Source organism: Actinokineospora enzanensis DSM 44649 (genome assembly GCF_000374445.1).
In the GTDB taxonomy this organism is placed as follows: Bacteria; Actinomycetota; Actinomycetes; order Mycobacteriales; family Pseudonocardiaceae; genus Actinokineospora; species Actinokineospora enzanensis.
This window is the reverse complement of record NZ_KB894419.1, coordinates 35,236-56,850: the sequence shown is the minus strand read 5'-3', so window position 1 is coordinate 56,850 and position 21,615 is coordinate 35,236. Positions and strand designations below refer to the sequence as shown.

The window sequence follows — 21,615 nt, the reverse complement described above, 5'->3', positions numbered from 1 at the left end:
ATGACCACTGTGGACGCGGACTTCTGCGTGGTCGGCGGCGGCCCGGCCGGGTTGGCGCTGAGCCTGCTGCTGGTGCGTTCCGGCGCGAGCGTCGCGCTGGTGGAGCGGACTTCGTCGCTGGATCGCGAGTATCGCGGCGAGATCCTGCAACCGGGCGCGCTACGGTTGTTGGACGAACTCGGTGTGCTCGGCGGCGTACAGGCGCGCGGCGGTTACGAGATGGAACGGTTCCAGCTCGTCGACCAGGGCCGTGTATTGATGGATATCGACTACCGGCAACTCCCCGAGCCGCACAACCATCTGTTCTCTGTGCCCCAGCGCCACATCCTCGCCGAGCTGTCCACCGCGTGCGAGGCGTACCCGGCGTTCCGGCCGCTGCCGGGCAGGGGCGTACACGGCCTCGAACGCGATGACGACGGCCGGATCACCGGTGTGCGCTGCGGGACCGGCGATGACGAGGTGGTGGTGCGTTCCCGGTGCGTGATCGGCGCCGATGGCCGCTATTCGAAGGTGCGCAGGCTCGCGGGCATCGAATACGACCGGATCGAGGCGTTCGAACACGACGTCCTCTGGTTCAAACTGCCCGCCGTCACGGAAGGCACACGCCGTGTCCAGGTGGTGCGCAACGACGGCAGCCCGGTATTGCTGCACGATTCCTTCCCGGACCGTGTGCAAGTCGGATGGACATTGCCGCACCAGGGTTACCGCGAGCTGGCAGGCCAAGGCATCGGTGAGGTGAAGCGGCGCATCACCACAGCCCTGCCCGCGCACGCGGACACGATCGAGGATCAGCTCCGGGCCCTGGGCGACCTGACCCTCCTGGACGTGTTCTCCGGCTGCGCCCGGGACTGGACCCGCGACGGCCTTGTCCTGCTCGGCGACAGTGCCCACACCCACAGTCCGATCGGCGCCCAGGGCGTCAACCTGGCGATCCAGGACGCGGCCGTACTGCACCCGATCCTAGTGAATACCCTGCACGACAACAATTTCAGTGCGGAGCGACTGAACGAGTTCACCACGCAACGCCGCCCCTCAATCGAGGCAGTACTGGCCTTACAACGCCGCCAAGGCAAAGCAATGCTCACGACCGGACGCGTCGCCACCGCCGTACGCCCTGCATTGGCGCGACTTCTCGCATACACGCCCATCTACGGGAAAGTGTTGCGCCGCATCGCTTTCGGTGACCGCCCGGTACACGTCCACACCGACCTGTTCACGGAGCCCGAACCATGCCTCTGATAGACCTGTCCTCCCCCATCGACGCGGAGTTCTGGGAACCGGACCCGATCAAGCACGAGGTCCTCTCGCACGCCGACGGCGCCCGGCACGTCATCTCCGAGATGCGCGCGCATTTCGACCTCGATCTGCCCGTGGACGTCTTCCCCGACGGCGAGTTCCTGTCCAACGACTTCCTCTACCTGTCCGCCCACACCGGCACCCACATCGACGCGCCACTGCATTACGGCTCGAAAGCCAGCTACGGCAGGCCACGCAGCATCGACGAGCTGCCACTGGAATGGTTCCACGGCCAGGGAGTGCGGCTCGACCTGCGCGCCTGGCCCATCGGCGCGGTCGGCGCGGACGCGTTGCGCGAACAGTTGGCGTTGGTACGGCACAAACTCAGCCCCGGCGACATCGTGCTGCTGCACACCGGCGCCGAACGCCTGCTGGGTTCTCCCCGCTATTTCACCGACTTCGTCGGCCTGGACCGCTCCGGCGTCGACCTGCTGCTCGACGCGGGCGTGCGCGTGATCGGCACGGACGCGTTCAGCCTGGACGCCCCGTTCCCGGACATGATCAACCGCTATCACGAGACCGGCCGCCCGGAAGTGCTCTGGCCCGCCCATTTCGCGGGCCGTGAACGCGAGTACTGCCAGATCGAACGGCTCGGCAACCTGGGCGCCCTGCCGTCCCCGACCGGCTTCACGGTCACCTGCTTCCCGGTCAAGGTCGCCCGCTCCGGCGCGGGCTGGTGCCGCGCCGTGGCATTCATTTGACGGCTAACGAGTTCATGTCCTAGGGTGTTTGTTAGACGGCTACCAAGTTTGGTCGCCCGGTCTCGGGCGGGGATGGGAGCGGGATGAAGCAGCGCGAGCTGGGCACCTCCGGTATCGAGGTGTCCGCGATCGGCCTGGGGTGCATGGGTTTCTCCGGCAGCTACGGCCCGGTCGACGAACAGGAGTGCGTGGCCACCGTGCGCCGCGCGCTCGACCTGGGGGTCACCCTCTTCGACACGGCCGACTTCTACGGCCCCGGCACCAGCGAACGGCTGCTGGGCCGGGCCCTGGCAGGCCGTCGCGACGAGGCGGTGATCGCGAGCAAGACCGGCATGCGCCGCACCGACGAGGGCCGCATGTGGGTGGACGGCTCGCCGGAGTACCTGACCTCGGCGATCGACGGCACCCTGGAACGCCTCGGTGTCGACCATCTCGACCTGTACTACCTGGCCCGGGTCTCGCCCGAGGTCACGATCGAGGAGTCCGTTGGCGCGCTGGGGGCTCTGGTGGCGGCGGGCAAGGTCCGCGCCATCGGCCTGTGCGAGGCGTCCGCCGACACTCTCCGCAAGGCCAACGGGGTGCATCCGATCAGCGCGTTGCAGACGGAGTACTCGCTGTGGGAACGCCATGTGGAGGAACGGATCCTGCCCGCCTGCGTGGAACTGGAGATCACCCTGGTCCCGTACCGGCCTCTCGGCAGCGGTTTCCTTACCGGCGCCATCGCTTCGCCCGCCGACCTGCCGGAGGGGGATTTCCGGCGGGCCGACCCGCGGTTCAGCCCGGAGAACTGGGAGCAGAACGACCGGATCGGGCGGGCTGTGCGTGAGCTTGCCCGGACGAAGGACGCGACGCCGAGTCAGATCGCGATCGCGTGGGTGCTCGCGCAGGGCGAGACAACCGAGTCCATTGTGCCTATTCCGGGGTGTAAGCGGCGCACCCACTTGGTGGACAACGTCGCTGCCGCCGAGGTCATGCTGAGCACCGCCGATCTCGCCGCGCTCGATGCTGCTGCTTCCATGGGAACGGCGGGCGACCGATTCCCCGCTCCGCTACTGGCGCTCGTCGACCGGGACTAGGGAGGAACCGGGTTCGGCGATCACCGGCAGGCGGTGTGGGACCGGCCCCGGGGAGCGTGGCCCCGGGGTCGGGCGGTAGGGCAGGCGCCCCCAGCCTGCTCTACCGCTTGTCCCCCTACCACCACTTCTTCGGCTTCGTCTCTCGCACGGCCACACCGGTCTCCGCATCGAGCCATTTCCGCCCCCGCTTGGCGGCCCGCTTCAAAGCGCTGCGCTCCCCCAGGTAGTCCCCGGCCATCCCAACGACCGGCACCGCCCCCAATGCCTTGTGGTAGAACCGCCCTTGCGGCCGCTTGTCCAGCTCATCCCCCAAAGCCAACAACGTCCGCCCGAACCGCCACAACGCCCCCGACGCAGCTTTGAACGTGACCTTCCCATGCTTCCGCTGCGACTCTTCCAAATCCGCCGTCATCTCGGCGGCGGCAGCGTCTTCCGCCACAGTGGCAGCACCGGCGGCCAGCCCGTGATCGATATCCCGATCGAACAACACCTTGGCGATCAGCCGAACCCGGGCCCCTTGGTCGGTGACCCCATGCTCGACCGCCAAGGCGGACAACACCAACCCCTGCCCCGCGGTGGCCAACGTGTCCTGAATGGGCAGTCGATCGGCCAGCGCCCCGCCGATACCGGGAATCGAAGCCAACAACACCGTGAACCGGCCGACCCGACCGACCCACCAGTCGTCCCGTTCGTCCACGGTCATCGCGTGCCAGGCGGCCGTGCCCGGCACATGCGTGCTTTCCAGACCTGCCAACAACTTCTCGCGCAGACCGCGTTCGACCTTCTCCAGCCCGTCGCCGGGCAACACCCGCCGCACGATCCCGAATGGATTTGCCTCGCGCAGGCCGTCCAGCATCGGAGTCGTCGCGCGCACGAACGGGCGCAGGACGGCGACGACCTGCCGGTCAGTGATCGTCTCGGCCATTGTCCTTCCCCTTGTCGACCATGGATCGGGCGAGCACGTCGCCGATCTTCACCGTGGCCGGGAACGCGCCCGCGGCCAGCAGGAGCAGCGTTCGCCAGTCGGAGATCACGATGACATCCCCGCCGGGACCGACGACCACGAACAGCAGCAGCGTGGCCAGCCACACGTACAGTGGTCCGCCCGCGATCGTCGCGCGCAGCTCGATGCGGCTCGCGCGCGTCACCAGCCAGGGCAGGGTCAGGCCCGCGACCAGTGCGGTGATCGGGAACGGCAGCGCGTCCACGTCCGGCAGGACCCGGCCGTCGAGTCGGAGTGGGAGGAAGAAAAGTTCGAACACCCCGAGCACGACGCTGACGGCCAGTAGGCCGGTGTAGCGGGCGCGCTCGACGAGGGTCACCGGTCGGCGCCCGCGTGTTCGACCGGGGACAGGCCGCCGAAGACGTCCGATTCGATCGTGTCGCCGTCGCCTCGGGCGAGGACGAAGTACTCGCGTTCGACGACCGGCTGGGCGATGCCGTTCGACAGCGCGTAGCTGTGTGTCCCGTCCTGTCCCTGCCAGACACCCACCTGGGTGGCGTGCGCGCGCAGGGCCCGCAGCTTGGCGGGCACGTGGTCGGTGATGTCGACCGCCGTGGTGATCTCCGTGTCGTCCACCACCGGCAGCTCGCCCGGTTCCGGCAGCCGCCACGGCAGACCGTCGACGTCGGCGAGGGCCACGACTCCCGCCTCGACCGCCGACCGGGAGGCGACTGTGTAGTACAGCCGCACGACCTCCGGCACCCGAGCCACAGCGGCGGCCGTGATCTCGTGCGCGCGCACGTGATCGGGATGTCCATACCCGCCATCGGGTCCATAGGTGACCACCACCTGCGGACGCACGTCCTGCAGGATCGCCACCAGGTCGTCCACCTGCGCCTCGAAGTCCCCCGACGCGAAGGCGCGCGGGTGGGCGTTCGCCTCCGTGTCGACCATGCCCGAGTCCCGCCAGCGGCCCATGCCGCCCAGGTAGCGGTGGTCGGAAACGCCCAGTGCGGCGCACGCGGCGCGCAGCTCGCCCACCCGGTAGCCGCCCAGCTGGTCGGCTGCGGTCGCGGCGAGCTGGGCGAGGGTCTCCGGGATGATCTCGCCCTCCTCGCCCAGGGTGCAGGTCACCAGGGTGACCTGGACGCCCGCGGCGGCGTAGCGGGCGATGGTCCCGCCGGTACACAGGCTCTCGTCGTCCGGGTGGGCGTGGACGAGCAGCAATCGAGGTGGGGCTGTCAGCATCGGGTTCAGCCTATGCGCGTAGGGCGGTGCCGGTGCGGCGGACTCCCGCGCACCGGCACCGGTCGACCGTGTGGGGCGACGAGCCCCGGACGAAGACCCTACCGTGCCCACTCCCGGGCACCTGTCCGATACGACCCGGTGGCCCCGGATCGCACCGATGTCCGGCCCTACGGCAGGACGCTGCGCTCCTCGGCGAAGTGGCACGCCGAGACGGTCGCGCCGTGGCTGACCAACGGCGGTTCCTCCACGGCGCAGATGTCCTGCGCCTTCCAGCACCGGGTGCGGAAGCGGCAGCCCGAGGGCGGCGACACCGGGCTGGGCACGTCACCGGTCAGCACGATGCGCTGCCGCTGGCGTTCCAGCCGCGGGTTCGGCACCGGCACCGCGGACAGCAGCGCCTGGGTGTACGGGTGGGTGGGCCGGTTGTAGATGGCCTCCCGGTCGCCGATCTCGACGATCTTGCCCAGGTACATCACCGCGACCCGGTGCGAGATGTGCCGCACCACCGACAGGTCGTGCGCGACGAACAGGTACGCCAGGCCGAGCCGCTGCTGCAGCTCCTCCAGCAGGTTGACCACGCCTGCCTGCACCGAGACGTCCAACGCGGACACCGGCTCGTCGAGCACGATCAGCTTCGGGTCGAGCGCGAGCGCGCGGGCGATGCCGATGCGCTGGCGCTGGCCGCCGGAGAACTCGTGCGGGTACCGGTTGCGGTGCTCCGGGTTGAGCCCGACCAGCTCCAGCAGCTCGTCCACCCGGTGCTGGATGGACTTGGCGTCGCCGCGGTCGTGGATGCGCAGCGGCTCGGCCACCACGTCGTTGACCTGCCAGCGCGGGTCCAGCGAGGCGTACGGGTCCTGGAAGACGATCTGCAGGTCCTGCCGCAGCGAGCGCATCTGCGCGGGCTTGACCGTGGTCAGCTCGCGGCCCTCGAACCGCACCGATCCGGAGGTGGGCTTGTGCAGCTGCAGGACCGCGCGGCCGGTGGTGGACTTGCCGCAGCCGGACTCGCCGACCAGGCCGAGGGTCTCGCCCCGATGCAGGTCGAAGGACACCCCGGAGACGGCGTGCACCTGGCCGACGACCCGCGGGATGATCCCGCCGCCGCGCACCGGGAACTCCTTGACCAGGTTCTCCACAGCCAGCAGTGGCACCTCGCGGGTGTCGGGGGTGGCGTGCCTGCCCGCGCCGGGCGCGGTGTTGGTGTTGGTCGTCATGCGTGCGGACCTTCCTGCGGCAGGCGCAGCTCCATGGTGTGCGCCTCCTCGACGATCGGCATGTCCGGATCGGCCTCGACCAGCGCCGCCGGGTTCTCGATCGTGCCGATCTCCTCGTGCTCGAACAGCTTCTGCGGCTGGCTCAGCGAGGCGAGGTGCTGCCAGCGGTGGCAGCGGGTGCTGTGGTCGCCGCGCTCGGCGGCCAGCAGGTTCGGCTCGACCGTCCGGCACTCGTCGATGGCCAGCGGGCAGCGCGGCGAGAACGCGCAGCCGGTGGGCAGGTTGATCAGCGACGGCGGGGCGCCGGTGATCGGGGTGAGCCGCTTGCCCAGCGCGGCCGGGTTCGGCAGCGAGCCGAGCAGGCCGACGGTGTAGGGCATCCTGGGCAGCTCGAAGACCTCTTCGACCGGCCCGGACTCGACCACCGTGCCGCCGTACATGACCTGCACCCGGTCGACCATGCCCGCGACCACGCCGAGGTCGTGGGTGATCATGACGATGCCCGCGTCCACCTCGTCGCGCAGCCGCAGCAGCGTCTCCAGGATCTGCGCCTGCACGGTCACGTCCAGCGCGGTGGTCGGCTCGTCCGCGATGATCACGTCCGGGTCGTTGATGATCGCCATCGCGATCACCACGCGCTGCCGCATGCCGCCGGAGAACTCGTGCGGGTACTGCGCCGCGCGCTTGTCCGGCTGCGGGATGCCGACCAGCTCCAGAGCGTCGATGGCCTTGGCCCACGCGGTCTTCTTGGACACGTCGTGGTGCGCCCGGTAGGCCTCGGCCAGCTGCCAGCCGATGGTGTAAACCGGGTTGAGCGAGGTCATCGGATCCTGGAAGATCATGGCCACGCCGTTGTTGCGGACGCTCTGCATCTGCTTGTACGACAGGCCGACCAGCTCGCGGTCGCGGTAGCGGATCGAGCCGGTGATCTTCGCGCTGTTCGGCAGCAGGCCCATCACGGCCATGGAGGACACGGACTTGCCGGAACCCGACTCGCCCACGATGCCCAGCACCTCGCGCGGGCGCAGCTGGTACGACACGCCGCGCACGGCCTGCACGTTGCCGTCGTCGGTGGGGAAGGTGACCGACAGGTTCTCGACCGAGAGCACCGGATCGGCGCCCGCGGTCCCGGGGATGGCATGGCTCATCAAGCACGCACCTTCGTCTGCCTCGGGTCGAACGCGTCGCGCAGACCGTCGCCGATGAAGTTCACCGCGAGGGAGAGCAGGACGATGATCACGAACGGACCCCAGAACAGCCAGGGCCGGTTGGTGATCTGGGAGTAGTTCTCGCTGATGATCAGGCCGAGCGAGGTGTCCGGCGACTGCACGCCCAGGCCGATGAACGACAGCGCGGCCTCGGACAGCACCGCGGTGGCCACGGCCAGCGTGGTGTTCACCGTGATGGTGCCGATCATGTTGGGCACCAGGTGCCGGAAGATGATCCACCGGGTTTTGGCGCCGGAGGCCTTGGCCGCCTCGATGAACTCGCGCTGGGCCAGCGACAGCGTCTCGCCGCGGGTGATCCGGGCGATCTGCATCCAGGCGAAGGCGGCGAGGATGAACGCCACGGTGTACCAGGAGCCGCTGAGCGCGCGGACCAGGATGGCGGCAACGGCGATCTGCGGGATGATCAGCATCAGGTCGGTGAACCGGCTGATCGCGCTGTCCACGGCGCCGCGCAGGTAACCGGCGAGTGAACCGAGCGCCACCCCGACGACCGTGGAGCCGATCGCGACGACCAGCGCGATCTGCACCGACAGCCGGGTGCCCACGATGAGCTGGGCGAGCATGTCCTTGCCGGTCTGGATGGTGCCGAGCGGGTGCGCGCCGCTGGGCGGCAGGTAGCCGCGGCTGGTGGTGTCCTCGACCGAGACGGTCCAGATCAGCGGGCCGAGGAAGCCGAACGCGCAGATCAGCAGGAACACGACGAGCGCGGCGACGGCGAGCCGGTGCCGGAAGAACCGGCGGATGATCAGCGTGCTCTGCTTGCGCGCCTTGGTGGCGTCGAACTCGCTGGTGGTGGGGATGGCGGCGCCGAGCGCCGCGGGCTGAAGCGGGTTCAGCACGGGAGACGGGTCGCTAGGCAAGGCGGATCCTCGGGTCGAGGATGCCGTACATGATGTCGGCAACCAGGTTGAACAAGATGACCAGCGTGGCGGTGACCATCAGCCAGCCCATCAGCATGTAGGGGTCGAACGTGCGGATGGACTGGACCAGCATGAAGCCCATGCCACGCCAGCCGAACACGGTCTCGGTGACGATGGCGCCGGAGAACAGCGCGGCGGCGTTCAGCGAGAACAGCGTGGACACCGGGATCAGCGCGTTGCGGAAGGCGTGCCGGAAGATCACCCGGCGCTGCGAGATGCCCTTGGCCCGCGCGGTGCGCACGTAGTCCGAGTTGAGCGTCTCCAGCATCGAGGCGCGCTGGAAGCGGCTGTACGCGGCGAAGCTGATCAGCGTGAGGCTCAGTGTCGGCAACAGATATGTGCCGGTGTACTGGAAGATCTGATGCCCGAACGAGCCCTGGAAACCGCCGGACGCGGGGCTGACGGTGCTCAGCCAGCGGTCCATGCCCATGCTTTCCAGCAGGTTGTTGAACCGGATGCCGTAGGTCTTGAGGATGACCGCGACGCACACGATGGGCATCGAGAACATCAGGAAGGCGCTGGAGGTCGCCAGGTAGTCGAAGATCGAGTACTGCTTGACGGCGGCGATGACGCCGACCACCACGCCAAGCACGATGGCCAGGATCTCGGCGCCGACGACCAGTCGAGCGGTGATCCAGAGCGCCCGCATGACCGAGCTGAAGATGTCGACCTTGGCCTGGCCGAGGGCGATGCTCTGCCCCCAGTCCCCCTGGATGAAGTTGACCAGCCACCGCCAGTAGCGGACGATGATCGGCTGGTCCAGGCCCAGGCTGACCTCAAGATCGTGGATCTGCTGCGGGGTGGTGCCCGGTTTGGCCTTGAGCTCGGCGACCGGGTTACCGGCGGCTGAGACCAGGAAGAACGCCAGGATGCTGCCGATCAGCAGGATGGGGATCGAGATCAACAGCCGGCGGATGATGTAGCGAATCACGAGAACTCCTCGGTGGGGTCCCAGGCGGCCGGGTGGGGCTGCGCTCGGTTTTCCCCGCTTCGCGTCAGTGTGCGCCTGACTGGGGCGGGTACCCAAGCGGAGGGGCCGGACTTCTGGTCCGGCCCCTCCGTGTGTCGACCAGTGCGCGCCGCCTGGGGGCGGCTGTCAATCGACTACGAGGACTTGACCCACTCGTTCGCGTTCCACAGCGCACCGTTGTAGGACTGGAAGTACACCTTGTCGATGCCCTTGAAGGCCCACATGTTCGGCAGCTGGTAGAGCGGCAGGGAGTAGTTGTCCTCGGCCATCAGCTTGTCGGCCTCGGCCAGCGACTTGCGCGCGGTGGCCTCGTCCAGGTTGGTGGACGCGTCCTTGAACGCGGCGTCGACCTTGGTGTTGGTGTAGCTCGACCAGTTCTGGCCGCCACCGGTCTGGTAGATCGAGGAGAGCGAGGACTTGAACGGCTGCGCCGACCACGCGAACAGCGCGATGTCGTAGTCGCCCTGGCTGACCCGGGTGTCGAGGAAGTTCGGGTCGGTGTCGTCCTGGATCTCGATGCCCGCCGCCTTGCACTGCGACTGGACCAGCTCGACGGTCTGCTTGCGCCGCGGGATGTCGGTGTGGCTGATCTTCAGCGTGAGCTTGGCGCCGCCCTTGGTGGCGAAGCCGTCCGCGCCGATGGTGTAGCCCGCCGCCTCCAGGGTGGCCTTGGCCGCCGCCGCGTCACCGGTGTACTGCGCGTAGTTGTCCTGGTAGCCCTCTTCCGCCTGGAAGAAGGTCAGCGAGCCGAGCGGCTTGGCGTTCTCCAGCACCGGGCGGATCAGCTTGTCGGCCAGCTCGCTGCGGTTCACGCACTGCATGAACGCCTTGCGGACCGCCGGGTCCTTGAGCCACTGGTTCTTGAAGTTGAGGTCCATGTGCTCGAAGGTCAGGCCGTTGGCCGCGCCGAAGCGCACACCCTGCGAGGACAGCGAGCGCAGCCGGTCGGCGGCGTTCACGTCGGGCTGGGCCATCGAGTTGACCTGGACCTCGCCGTTCTCCAGCGCCTGGGCCTGGGCCACCTGGTCGGAGATGCCGCGCAGCACGATCTTGGCCGGGCCGCCTGGCTTGCCGCCCCACTTGTCGTTGCGCTCAAGGGTGATCGAGTTGTTCTGCTCGAAGCCCGTGATCTTGTACGGACCGGAGGACGGCATGAGCTTGGGGTCCCAGCCGTTCCACTTGGTCTTCCAGAACTCCGCGACCTTGGCCAGCGCGGCCTGGTCACCGCCGGTCGGCGTCAGCTTGGTGATGTCCGCGACGCCGGTCTCCTTCTCGACGATGTGCGCGGGCATGACGTCCAGCGAGCTGCCGAACAGGCCCTTGTAGTCCGGGTAGGTCTCGGAGAAGGTGGTGACGACCGTGGTCTGGGTGGGGCACTCGACCTTGGTGATCAGCTCGTAGCCGGTGGTGCTGGCCGAGGTGAACAGGTCCTTGCCGTCCGCGCTCTTGGCCTTGCCGGTGCTCGACAGCCAGTCCAGGTAGAAGTCGTCGCAGTCCCAGGGCTCGCCGTCGGACCAGACCACGCCGGGCTTGATCTTCCAGGTGACCACCTGCGGGGACTTGCTGGTCAGCTCGACGGAGTCCATCACGTCCTTGTTGAGCAGGACCTTGTTGTTGCCGTCGAGCTTGTACGCGCCGGACAGCACGAGGGTCAGCGCGAACGCGTTGTACGAGTTGTTCGCGTCCGCCGCCGTGTTGTTGTAGGCGGTGTACGGGTTGTCGGTCGACACCGTGAAGGTGTCGTTGGACTGGGGAACCTCGGGGGAGGTGTAGTTGTCGCCCGACTCACCCTTGGCGATGGCCATCGCCGCGATGTCGCCGGTCGGCTCGGTAGCGGTGCCGCCACTACCGCCGTTTCCGTTGTCCGTGGAGCCGCCACAAGCGCTCAGGACGAGCGACGCACCGGCGATCAGCGCGATCGCCGACAGTGACCTCTTCTTAATTGACACGTGCCCTCCTAGCACAGGGCCGCCCGCAGCCGGTCGGACCGGGCCGCACCCGTAACCCATCACGCCGCTAACGAGCGTTAGGCGGCGTACTGGTGGGCACGCTAGGAACGATGAGCCGGCCGGTCACCTCTGGCGCGGGATTCGTGACCAAAGGGTGACACGCAGGCAGCCACACGCAACGGGACCGTTACCGGCAGGAACCCATTGGTGTCAACCGATTACCCGCTGTTGTCTGAGTCACCCTCCCGCGCGTCTCCACTGAGTGGCCCCCGCGAACGGCCCCGCCCAAGCGGGCCCGACGGACACACCGGACATGTCCTGCCGGACCACCAGCGTGTCCGCCTCCTGGTAGAGCGGGACCGCGATGGCCCGGCTCCAGAAAGTGGGTTCGAGCAGCTCGGAGGCACTGCGGAAGCCGATCTCGCCGGTCAGCGCCTGGTCGATGGTCGGCTGCGCGGCCTGGTCGCAGTAGCCGATCGGGTTGGTCGCCTTGGCCTGCTGACCGGCCTGCGCGGCCGCACAGCCGAACCGGGAGGCCAGCATCGTGGCCGGGTCGCCCGCGCTCGGCTCGGGCACCACGACCAGGTCGGCCTCGTCGGCGGTGGCCACCGTGGCCGCGCCGCGCGGCGCCAGCAGCCGTGTGTACAAATCGTCGGCGGACGGGGTCACCAGGTGTGACTGGACCCCGCCGACGGACAGCTGCCGCTGGAGCTCGCGGGCCAGCTTGATGTAGGTCTCGCGGCCCTCGGGCGCGGCGATGACGAGGTTGAGCGGGGTCTCGCCGAGCGCCCAGCTGCCGTCCTTCTTGGCGTACCCGGCCTCGGTGAGCAGCGTGTCGGCCCGCGCCTGGTCGGGCTTGGCGAGGGCACCTGCGGGCAGCGTGGGGGCGTAGCCGCGTGCGCTGGGGGCCAGTACCTGGGCGTCGGCGGGCAGCGTGGCGCCCGCGCCGCCCTCGGTGCCGACCCGGGTCAGCGCGGCACGGTCGATCATGGCCAGCACGGCGGAGCGCAGCCGCTGGTCGGTCATGGCGGTGCCGACCGGCCGCAGCAGCACGGTGGCCACCGTGGGCCGGGGCACGGTCGCGGTGCTGACGAGCGGACCGAGGCTCTGGAAGCTGCCCAGGTCGTCGGCATCGGCGGCGGTGAGGGCCAGCTGGTTGTGGCCGGTGCGCAGGGCGCTGGTGATGCCGCTGGTGTCACCGCGACGCAGGATGATCCGGTCCAGCGGCACGGGCGCGGCCCAGTAGCGGTCGTTGCGCTCCAGCACCACCTCGCCCCGGTCGCGGTCCAGGGTCTTGATCGAGAACGGGCCGCCGGTGACCGGGAAGTTGTCCCGCAGCACGCTGGCCCAGCCGCCCGGGATGTCCTTGAGCAGGTGCGCGGGCAGCAGGTCGGAGAACAGCGACCGCCAGCCAGGGTAGGGCTTGGCGAAGGTGACCTCGACCACCCGGCCCGCCTCCCTGGCGGAGATGTTGGAGATCAGCCGATAGCCCGCGCTGTCGATCACGCCGGGTTCCTCGCGCAGCTGTTCCCACAGGTAGACGAAGTCCTCGGCGGCGATCGGCGCGCTGTCCGACCAGGCCGCCTCGGCCCGCAGCCGGTAGGTGACCGTGTACGGCTCGGCCTTGGAGACATCGGCGGCGACCATCAACGTCTGGTCCAGCGTCGGCGTGCCGTCCGGACCAGGCCGGAACACGCTGGGCAACAGCACGTCGGCCAACGCCGTGGTGATCGTCGACTGGTCCGCCAGCTTGTGCGGGTTGTAACCCCCCGCAACGCTGTCCACGCCCACCACGGCCTCATTGAGGTTCGCGGCCTTGGTGGGCGCCGTACGGGCGATCTCCGTGGTCACCAGGGGCGGCGGCGGGGCGTTCGTACAGCCCGCCAGCACCAGGGCGGCCATGATCGCCACCCCAAACCGGGAAGCCCGTCCCCGCACGCGCACGAATCCTCCTCCCCAGGCGACTCGAAGCCCCATGCTGCCAGACACCCCCACCCCGGCACCCACCGGTTATGCAGCCCCCCGCATGACGCATCGACCGCCCCTCAGGTTCCGTGCTGTGCCAACTCGCACCCCCCGTCGCACCCCACCCGCGAGATCGCGCCGGTCTTGTCCCACCTGATTCCGGGAGGCCCCCAGGGCCGAGCGGAATCAGGTGGGACAAGACCGGCTGAAGGCGATCTCGCCCCGAGGCGAAGCCGAGGCATCAAACACAGCAAGCCATCAAATACATCTTTGGCCCACGCCTGTACAGCTTCAGCCGACGCCTGCCATGCGCAAGGCCGCCGTGAGGGTGTGGGCACCGCGCTCACGAGCTCGTTCGGCGCCTGCTTCGCGGATCTTGTCGAGGGTGTGCTGGTCGTCGATCAGCTCAAGCGCCCGGGTGCGCAGCGGGCGGAGCTCCTCGATGACCGCGTCCGCGACGGCCGTCTTGAGTTCGCCGTAGCCGGAGAAGTCGTCGGCGACCTCGGCCGGACTTCGGCCGACGCAGGCGGCCAGGATCTCCAGCAGGTTGGCCAGGCCGGGCTGGCTGGATGGTCGGTACTCCAGCCGGTCCTCGGTGTCCGTGACCGCCCGGGTGATCTTGCGGCGGACCAGGTCGGGATCGTCCAGGACGAAGACCACGCCCGCGTTGTCCTGGGTCGACTTGGACATCTTGCGGGTCGGGTCGGACAGGTCCATCAGCCGTGCGGCGGTCGGTGCCATGACCGCCCTCGGCACGGTGAAGACCTCGCCGTAGGTGGAGTTGAACCGGCGGGCGAGGCTGCGGGCCAGCTCGACGTGCTGGGTCTGGTCCTGGCCGACCGGGACCTCGGTGGCGTTCTGCAGCAGGATGTCGGCGGCCATCAGCACCGGGTAGGTGAGCAGGCCGAGCCGGACCATGCCCTGACCCTCGGCCTTCTGCTTGAACTGGGTCATCCGCGCGGCCTCGCCGTAGGAGCAGGTGCACTCCAGCAGCCAGGTCAGCGCGCCCACCTCGCGGACCAGGTCGGACTGGACGAACACGCGTTCCTGGTCGATCCCGGCGGCAAGCAGCACCGCTAGCGACTCGCGGGCGAGTTTGCGCAGGCGGGACGGGTTGTACGAGATCGTCATGCCGTGCAGGTCGCTGACGAAGTACAGGTCGCCTGGGCCGCCCTCGCGGGCCCAGCGGCGGATGGCGCCCAGGTAGTTGCCCAGGTGGGCGTGGCCGGACGGGGTGACTCCGGACAGGCGGGTCATCTCGGTCTCCTCCTCGGGGAGCCGGGCCGCCACACCCGGGACACACGAAGGCCGCCCGGGAGGGGCGGCCTGTGGGTGCGCAGGGTCAGGACCGCCGGTCGGCGGCCCACCACTGGGTGACTGTGCGCTCGTACATCGGGACGAACGGTAGCGCAGGACTCACGCCGCCTTCAATCGCCTAAACGCCAGCACAGGGCACTTGCCACACAGGGGCTTCGACTTGCAGCACTTCTTCTTGACCTTGCCCTTCTTCATGAGCTTCTTGACGCGTTCGGCAGGCGTCCGATCCTTCTTCGCCACCGGTCGGCCGGTCCTCTCGGGAAGGGTGAATTCCTCAACTAAGGTAAGGTTAACCTTCCTTGATCGCCGCGTGGCACTGCTCACATCGGGTGACGAGGTATCCTGGAACCGCCATCAGCGGCTCTCTCCGCCGCAGGGGCGCCCCGTGACTTCTCGCCGGGCAGCCCGTCCACCGCCAGAGCAGAAGACCAGGGAGCGCGCGCGTGCCCACAGCGACCGCCACCGCCGAGCAGGCCCAGACCGGCCTGCGCCGCCACGACCTGCGCAATGTCGCCATCGTCGCGCACGTCGACCACGGCAAGACGACCCTGGTCGACGCCATGTTGCGCCAGTCCGGCGCGTTCGCCGCCCGCGCCGAGGTCGTCGACCGGGTGATGGACTCCGGCGAGCTGGAGCGGGAGAAGGGCATCACTATCCTGGCGAAGAACACCGCCGTGCGCCGCCAGACCCCGGACGGCCCGATCGTGATCAACGTGGTCGACACCCCCGGCCACGCCGACTTCGGCGGCGAGGTCGAGCGTGGACTGTCCATGGTCGACGGCGTGCTACTGCTGGTCGACGCCAGTGAGGGCCCGCTGCCGCAGACCCGCTTCGTGCTGCGCAAGGCGCTGGCCTCGGGCCTACCGGTGGTGCTGGTGGTGAACAAGGTCGACCGCCCGGACGCCCGGATCGCGGAGGTCGTCGAGGAGACCCACGACCTGCTGCTGGACCTGGCCTCGGAGCTGGACGACCTGGACGAGTCGGTGCTGGACCTGCCGGTCGTGTACGCCTCGGCGCGCGCGGGCCGGGCCAGCCTGAACCAGCCGGAGGACGGCGGCCTGCCGGACAGCGAGAACCTCGACCCGCTGTTCGACCTGCTGCTGGACAAGGTCCCTGCCCCGCTCGCGGACGCGTCGGCGCCGCTGAGCGCGCTGGTCACGAACCTGGACGCGTCCAGCTTCCTCGGTCGTATCGCGCTGTGCCGGATCCACGCGGGCCGCATCCGCAAGGGCCAGACCGTCGCGTGGATGCGCGCGGACGGCTCGGTCTCGAACGTCCGGATCACCGAGTTGCTGGTCACCGAGGCCCTGGAGCGGGTCCCCGCGGAGGAGGCCAGCGCGGGTGAGCTGGTCGCCATCGCGGGCATCCCGGAGATCACCATCGGTGACACCCTGGCCGACACCGACCACCCGGTCGCGCTGCCCCGCCTGACCGTGGACGAGCCCGCGATCTCGATGACCGTCGGCGTGAACACCTCGCCGCTGGCCGGTCGCAATGGTGGGACGAAGCTCACAGCGCGCATTGTGAAGAGCCGGTTGGACGCGGAACTGGTCGGCAACGTGAGCGTGCGCGTGCTGCCGACCGAGCGCCCGGACTCCTGGGAGGTGCAGGGCCGTGGCGAGCTGGCCCTGGCGATCCTGGTCGAGCAGATGCGCCGGGAGGGCTTCGAGCTGACGGTCGGCAAGCCGGAGGTCGTCACCCGGACGGTCGACGGCAAGCTGTGCGAGCCGTTCGAGCGCCTGACGGTCGACGCGCCGGAGGAGCACCTTGGCGCGATCACCCAGCTGCTGGCCAACCGCAAGGGGCGGATGGAGCACATGAGCGGGCACGGCAGTGGCCGCATCAAGATCGAGTTCGTGGTGCCGTCCCGGGGCCTGATCGGCTTCCGCACTGATTTCCTGACGGAGACGCGCGGCACGGGCATCGCGAACGCCATCTTCGAGGGCTACCACCCGTGGGCAGGCGAGATTCGCAGCAGGCACTCGGGTTCGTTGGTGGCCGACCGGCAGGGCCCGGTGACCGCGTACGCGATGCTGCAGCTGGCGGACCGGGGCACGTTCTTCGTCGACCCGGGCGCGGATGTCTACGAGGGCATGGTCGTGGGCGAGAACCCGCGCGCCGAGGACCTCGATGTGAATGTGACGAAGGAGAAGAAGCTCACCAACATGCGGTCGTCCTCGGCCGACGTGATGGAGACGCTGGCCAGGCCGCGCAAGCTGAGCCTGGAGGAGGCCCTGGAGTTCTGCGCGAACGATGAGTGCGTGGAGGTCGCGCCCGAGGTGGTGCGCGTGCGGAAGGTGATCCTGGACGCGACGACCCGTGGTCGGCAGCGCTCCCGCGAGAAGGCAAGGGACCAGAAGTAAGACAAAGGGGCGCTGCCGATCACGGCAGCGCCCCTTCATTGCTTTACAGCGAGCGCAGGGTCTTCGCCCACGCGGAGGCCGGGATGGCTAGCTCCGGCCCGGGGTTCTTGGAGTCCCGAACAGACACCGGCTCGCCTTCGGTGAGACGCACCTCGACACAGTTGTCGTTGGAAGGCAAGCTGAAGCTGCTCTTGAACCAGCCGGTGCTGGGACGACCGCTAGTCATCTACTGAACCCTTCTTTTTTCACTTCGATCAACTTGAGGGTCTCATCTCGACTGAGCGCCAACTCCTCAAGCCGCTCGAACGCTCGGGCGATACGCACAGTGTCCTCTTCCTTGTCCAAATAGGCCGACGGGCCGTAGACGACAGCAAGGAAGCCGACAGGCCTGAGTAGATCACCGAAACCGAACAGAGCCAAACCGCAATACTGCGCCGGGTTGTCCCACACCGGGCTCGGGATGATCCGAATGTCCAGGTTGGCGTGCACGAGCGCGAGGTCCATGATGTGCGCGCACTGCGCGCGCATGACTTCTTTGTTGCCCACCAAGGCATTGAAGGTGTCCTCGGTGAAGAACACCTGCACCCGCTTTGACTCCGCCGCCTCGAAGACATAGCGCTGCCGCTCCAGACGAGCCGCCACACGCTTGGCGCGAGTCTCACCATCCATCGGGTCCAGCCAGATGCCCTCACTGGCCTCGGTCATGGCGGTCAAGTACTCGTGACACTGGATCAGCGCGGGAAAAACACCGTTCTCGTAGGCCTGAATCGTCCGTGCCTTGGCTTCCAGGTAGGCCACTCGCCGCCACGACTCGGGCCCGAGGTCCGTATAAGGGTCTCCGGTCGGAGACCGTCTTGCCTCCGCCCCCAGCGCTTCCAACTCGGACAGCCGATCCCCCGCAGCCCCCAGGTACTCGGCCAGACTCTTGAGTTCGTCCGCAGTGAGCGTTGCTCGCCCCTCGATGAGATTCATCAGGCGTTGGCGGGACTTGCCAATGTGCTTGGCGGCGGCCTCCAACGAGATCCCCGCCTCCACCCGCAACTGGTGCAGGGCGACTCCCAGGAACACCCGGGGCATGGTCGCCGTGCCCTTGGCCATCAGTCCTCCTCAGCCGAAATTCCCCCGATCGAGGGTATGTCGCCGGGCACATGTACCCCGTACGATGTGGGATACATGCATCCCACGGGCTGCTTCGCCCCGCTCATCCAACCAAGACAGGGAGAAAACCCATGCAGCACACGCCGATCAGCATCGACACAGTCGTCTCCGTCAACTCCGACTGTCCCATCAGTGTCGAGCAGACCGCCGACGGTATCGAACTCCACTTCAATGAAAACCGCCTCGGTCAGCTCTTCACCCTCCAGTTCACCCAGCAGGCCTTCGAGGCCCTGGTGACCGTCTGCCAGACCGGCATCGCCACCGACTGACTTCACTGCCCCCGACTTACCCGGCCGGTCTACCCGGCCAGCCGGGTGAGCGCGGGCACCAGCACCCGGTCCGCAGGCAGCCAATCCACCTCGGGCACCTCATCCCACGGCACCCACCGGACGGCCCGATGCTCACGCGCTACGGGCGCCCCCTCCACCACGGTCGCCGCGTACACCCTCAACACCAGGTCCGCCCGCACCGGCACATCCACTCCGACCTGCGCGCCTACCGCGACGCGGACTCCCAACTCCTCCTGACACTCCCGCACCACAGCGTCCACATCGGACTCCCCCGGCTCGACCCGCCCGCCGGGCAGCTCCCACTTCCCCGCCACCTCAGCCGGGAATCCCCGCTCTTGAGCCAACAATCCATCCGCGCCCACGATCGCGGCCCCCACGACAATCCGCGCATCTGCCAACTCCTCGGCCCGCGCCCGTAGCCTCACCCCCAGACCATCGGGCACCAACCCCGCGCACTCGACCGTTCCATTCCCCAACTCCACCCGGAGAACCCCGCCCGGCCCTTCGGCCACCAATCCGGAACCACCCAGCCGGACCACCCGTAGTCGAGCGTCGCCGACCCAGATCTCATCCCCCTCAGCCAACAACGGAAAACCCGACTCGACCCCGACCACGGATGCCTCGACCAAGGCAGCAGCAAACGCACGCACCCCGCCATCCTCCCTGGTGCTGTGTTTGTTGGCTCGGCTTCGCCTCGCGGCTCGATCGCCTTCAGCCGGTCTCTTCCCACCCGATCCCGTGCGGCCCGAGGGGCCGCACGGGATCGGGTGGGAAGAGACCGGCGCGATCTCGCGTGGTGGTCAAGTTGGGGGTGGTCAAGTTGGGGGTGGTTGACCAGGTGAGCGTTGCTGACGTCTTGGCGGCTGGCTTGGTCAGGTGACCGTCACCGAGCGCCAGCTCACCAGGAACCGCGCACCGCCCTCCGGCGACTCCCCCACCCGCACAGTCCCCCCACGCCGTCGCACCAGTTCAGCGACCAGCGCCAACCCCAGCCCGGTCCCCCCACTGCTCCGCGCCCGGTCGTCCTGTACCCGGTAGAACCGGTCGAACACCCGCTTCCGGTGCTCCGGTGCGATCCCATCGCCATCGTCATCCACCACCAGGCGGGTAACCGACGACCCGGCCAATACCGTCACCGTGATCCGCGAGCGCGCATGCCTGCACGCGTTGCGCAGCAGGTTGTCCGTCACCAGCTCTACCTCGGAATGCGCCGCCAGAACCCAGGCCAACCCCACTGGGTTGTGCACAACCACGCTCGGCCCATCCTCAGGACAACGCGCAGCAGCAGCGGTTGCCGCGACCGTCAGGTCCACCGGCTCGGCAGGCGGCAGCTCCCCCGCGTCCGACCGTGCCAGTGTCAGCAACCCGTCTACCAGGGCCGACAATCGTTCCGACTCGTGCATGACGTCGGTCAGCACCTCCTGTGAGAACTCCGGATCGGGATGTGCGACAGCCACCTCCGCCTGTACCCGGATGGACGCGACCGGCGACCGCAGCTCATGCGCCGCATCCCCCGTGAACCGCCGCAACCGGTCCGCCGCCTCATCGCGCCGGGCCAACAAATCGTTGAACGCACCGGCCAACGCACGGATCTCGTCATGGGACTCCGGCAGCGGCAACCGTTGCCCAGAACCCAGCCGAGCAGCAGCAGTCCGCAGCCGAGCCACCGGGCGCAACGCCGAGCGGACCGCGAACCACGTTGCCAACGCCGCCGCAGCAGTGGCGATCAACGCCGCAACAAGCTGCCACCGCAACGCGCTGTCCTGTGCCGCTCGATAACCCGCCAACCCGGTACCCACCGCGACCACGCGCTGCGCCCCGTCCGGCGCCGTCGCGACCGTCCCCAGCCAGCGCGCGGGTGGCGTGTCGGTGGACCGCAGCACCGGCGTCCCCGCCTTCAGCTCCCGGATGTCCGACGCCGACAGCGCGGGTACCGGTCCCCCGTCCATCGGCGTGCCCGCCGTGTCCATCACATGCACCTGGATGTTCGGCGATGTCGACACCGGCACGCGCCCCTCGCCGACCTGCACCACCGCAGTCGCCAGCACCGGGGTCAGCTCGTCGTCGGCCGAGGCCACCACCAGCGGTTCGATCTTGCGGCTGCTCAGCAGGGCCAGCCCCAGCAGCACCACCAGTGTCACGACCGTGGCCACGGCGGTCACGCGGAACCGCATCCCGCGCCGCGCCCACAGGCCGCGTGGACTGATCACCGGGGATCGAGCGCGGAGTCGATGTCGGTGGTGGAGGCGAGGTAGCCGTGTCCGCGCACGGTGCGCACGATGCCGTCGGCGCCCACCGCGTCCAGCTTGCGGCGCAGGTAGCCGACGTAGACCTCGACCGCGTTGCGGGTGGCGGCCTGCTCGTCGCCCCACACCGCGCGCAGCAGTTCGTCCTTGGTGACGACCGAGCCCGCCCGGCCCGCCAGCGTGTCCAGCACCGCGAACTCGCGCGGGCTCAGCGACACCGGCTCACCCGCGTACCGCACCTCGCGCGTCCCCCGGTCGACCTCCAGCTGCCCCAGCCGCAGCTTCCGCCCGCCGCCCTCCTCCGCACCGCGCCGCAGCACCGCGCGCACCTGCGCGACCAGCACCACGAACGAGAACGGCTTGACCAGGTAGCCGTCCGCCCCCAGGTCCAGCCCGTCGGCCTGGTCGATCTCGCCGTCCTTGGCCGAAACGAGCAGCACCGGCGTGCGCACGCCCTCCGCGCGCAGCCGTTCCAGCACCCGGTAGCCGGACAGGCCAGGCAGCATGATGTCGAGCAGCAGCACGTCGAACGTGCCGGTCAGGGCGATCCGCAGGGCGCTGGGCCCGTCCGCGGCCACGACCACGTCCATTCCCTCGGCGGTCAGACCGCGTTGCAGCGCCCGGCGCACACCGAGCTCGTCGTCCACCACCAGCACCCGAGGCTTCACGAGTGCCATCATGGCCCTCCGGGCACCGGCCACGGCGCCCGCTCTCAGCCGACTCTCAG

At 68.8% G+C, this 21,615-nt stretch carries 21 protein-coding genes; 5 read left to right on the top strand and 16 right to left on the bottom strand.

Annotated elements, in window-relative coordinates:
* The 3 genes from C503_RS0120015 (at position 1) to C503_RS0120005 (ending at position 3,073) form a co-directional block, all read left to right on the top strand.
* Complete coding sequence (locus tag C503_RS0120015) at positions 1-1,239, top strand: FAD-dependent monooxygenase (protein WP_018684000.1); 1,239 nt, start codon at positions 1-3, stop codon at positions 1,237-1,239.
* Positions 1,230-1,997: a cyclase family protein gene (locus tag C503_RS0120010; protein WP_018683999.1), complete on the top strand. Its 768-nt coding sequence runs from the start codon at positions 1,230-1,232 to the stop codon at positions 1,995-1,997. The genes C503_RS0120015 and C503_RS0120010 overlap by 10 nt, the downstream gene beginning before the upstream one ends.
* An 83-nt stretch (positions 1,998-2,080) precedes the next feature.
* Positions 2,081-3,073 carry an aldo/keto reductase gene (locus C503_RS0120005; protein WP_018683998.1) on the top strand — a complete coding sequence of 331 codons (993 nt, stop codon included), beginning with the start codon at positions 2,081-2,083 and terminating at the stop codon, positions 3,071-3,073.
* 115 nt (positions 3,074-3,188) lie between these two features.
* Here C503_RS0120005 and C503_RS40055 read toward each other — a convergent pair whose 3' ends face one another.
* From C503_RS40055 to C503_RS46845, 11 genes are all read right to left on the bottom strand, one after another.
* Positions 3,189-3,998 (bottom strand): hypothetical protein, encoded by an 810-nt coding sequence (locus C503_RS40055; protein ID WP_018683997.1) that lies wholly within the window; start codon positions 3,996-3,998, stop codon positions 3,189-3,191.
* Positions 3,979-4,395, bottom strand: a complete 417-nt coding sequence (locus tag C503_RS0119995; RefSeq protein ID WP_018683996.1) for a hypothetical protein — start codon at positions 4,393-4,395, stop codon at positions 3,979-3,981. The genes C503_RS40055 and C503_RS0119995 overlap by 20 nt, the downstream gene beginning before the upstream one ends.
* A complete protein-coding gene (gene mshB, locus C503_RS0119990; RefSeq protein ID WP_033400834.1) occupies positions 4,392-5,264 on the bottom strand; it encodes an N-acetyl-1-D-myo-inositol-2-amino-2-deoxy-alpha-D-glucopyranoside deacetylase in 873 nt (290 codons plus the stop codon). The genes C503_RS0119995 and mshB overlap by 4 nt, the downstream gene beginning before the upstream one ends.
* Positions 5,265-5,431: 167 nt before the next feature.
* Entirely contained in the window at positions 5,432-6,481 is a 1,050-nt protein-coding gene (locus C503_RS0119985; protein WP_018683994.1) for an ABC transporter ATP-binding protein, read from the bottom strand.
* Entirely contained in the window at positions 6,478-7,629 is a 1,152-nt protein-coding gene (locus C503_RS0119980; RefSeq protein WP_018683993.1) for an ABC transporter ATP-binding protein, read from the bottom strand. Before C503_RS0119980 ends, C503_RS0119985 begins: the two co-directional genes overlap by 4 nt.
* The gene (locus tag C503_RS0119975; protein WP_425393529.1) at positions 7,629-8,570 is read right to left on the bottom strand and encodes an ABC transporter permease; all 942 of its coding nucleotides are present in this window, start codon (positions 8,568-8,570) and stop codon (positions 7,629-7,631) included. Before C503_RS0119975 ends, C503_RS0119980 begins: the two co-directional genes overlap by 1 nt.
* A complete protein-coding gene (locus C503_RS0119970) occupies positions 8,563-9,561 on the bottom strand; it encodes an ABC transporter permease (protein WP_018683991.1) in 999 nt (332 codons plus the stop codon). Before C503_RS0119970 ends, C503_RS0119975 begins: the two co-directional genes overlap by 8 nt.
* 173 nt (positions 9,562-9,734) lie before the next feature.
* Positions 9,735-11,549 (bottom strand): ABC transporter family substrate-binding protein, encoded by a 1,815-nt coding sequence (locus C503_RS0119965; protein WP_018683990.1) that lies wholly within the window; start codon positions 11,547-11,549, stop codon positions 9,735-9,737.
* Between the two features lie 237 nt (positions 11,550-11,786).
* Positions 11,787-13,451: an ABC transporter family substrate-binding protein gene (locus C503_RS0119960; RefSeq protein WP_026316502.1), complete on the bottom strand. Its 1,665-nt coding sequence runs from the start codon at positions 13,449-13,451 to the stop codon at positions 11,787-11,789.
* Between the two features lie 354 nt (positions 13,452-13,805).
* Entirely contained in the window at positions 13,806-14,771 is a 966-nt protein-coding gene (trpS, locus tag C503_RS0119955; protein WP_026316501.1) for a tryptophan--tRNA ligase, read from the bottom strand.
* A 159-nt stretch (positions 14,772-14,930) separates the two neighbouring features.
* The gene (locus C503_RS46845) at positions 14,931-15,071 is read right to left on the bottom strand and encodes a hypothetical protein (protein ID WP_169514565.1); all 141 of its coding nucleotides are present in this window, start codon (positions 15,069-15,071) and stop codon (positions 14,931-14,933) included.
* 203 nt (positions 15,072-15,274) lie between these two features.
* Here C503_RS46845 and typA point away from each other — a divergent pair, with 203 nt between their 5' ends.
* Positions 15,275-17,194, top strand: coding sequence for a translational GTPase TypA (gene typA, locus C503_RS0119950; protein ID WP_018683987.1), 1,920 nt, complete (start codon positions 15,275-15,277; stop codon positions 17,192-17,194).
* A 43-nt stretch (positions 17,195-17,237) separates the two neighbouring features.
* On the opposite strand, the gene C503_RS0119945 is transcribed toward typA, so the two are convergent.
* Both C503_RS0119945 and C503_RS0119940 read right to left on the bottom strand, forming a co-directional pair.
* Positions 17,238-17,420, bottom strand: coding sequence for a DUF397 domain-containing protein (locus C503_RS0119945; RefSeq protein WP_018683986.1), 183 nt, complete (start codon positions 17,418-17,420; stop codon positions 17,238-17,240).
* Positions 17,417-18,292 (bottom strand): Scr1 family TA system antitoxin-like transcriptional regulator, encoded by an 876-nt coding sequence (locus C503_RS0119940; protein WP_018683985.1) that lies wholly within the window; start codon positions 18,290-18,292, stop codon positions 17,417-17,419. Before C503_RS0119940 ends, C503_RS0119945 begins: the two co-directional genes overlap by 4 nt.
* 131 nt (positions 18,293-18,423) lie before the next feature.
* On the opposite strand from C503_RS0119940, the gene C503_RS0119935 reads away from it, so the two are divergent.
* A complete protein-coding gene (locus C503_RS0119935) occupies positions 18,424-18,621 on the top strand; it encodes a hypothetical protein (RefSeq protein ID WP_018683984.1) in 198 nt (65 codons plus the stop codon).
* A 29-nt stretch (positions 18,622-18,650) separates the two neighbouring features.
* On the opposite strand, the gene C503_RS48760 is transcribed toward C503_RS0119935, so the two are convergent.
* From C503_RS48760 to C503_RS0119915, 3 genes are all read right to left on the bottom strand, one after another.
* Positions 18,651-19,292: an NUDIX domain-containing protein gene (locus tag C503_RS48760; protein WP_018683983.1), complete on the bottom strand. Its 642-nt coding sequence runs from the start codon at positions 19,290-19,292 to the stop codon at positions 18,651-18,653.
* Between the two features lie 222 nt (positions 19,293-19,514).
* A complete protein-coding gene (locus tag C503_RS0119920) occupies positions 19,515-20,852 on the bottom strand; it encodes a sensor histidine kinase (RefSeq protein ID WP_018683982.1) in 1,338 nt (445 codons plus the stop codon).
* The gene (locus C503_RS0119915) at positions 20,849-21,568 is read right to left on the bottom strand and encodes a response regulator transcription factor (protein WP_018683981.1); all 720 of its coding nucleotides are present in this window, start codon (positions 21,566-21,568) and stop codon (positions 20,849-20,851) included. Before C503_RS0119915 ends, C503_RS0119920 begins: the two co-directional genes overlap by 4 nt.
* Between the last annotated feature and the right edge of the window lie 47 nt (positions 21,569-21,615).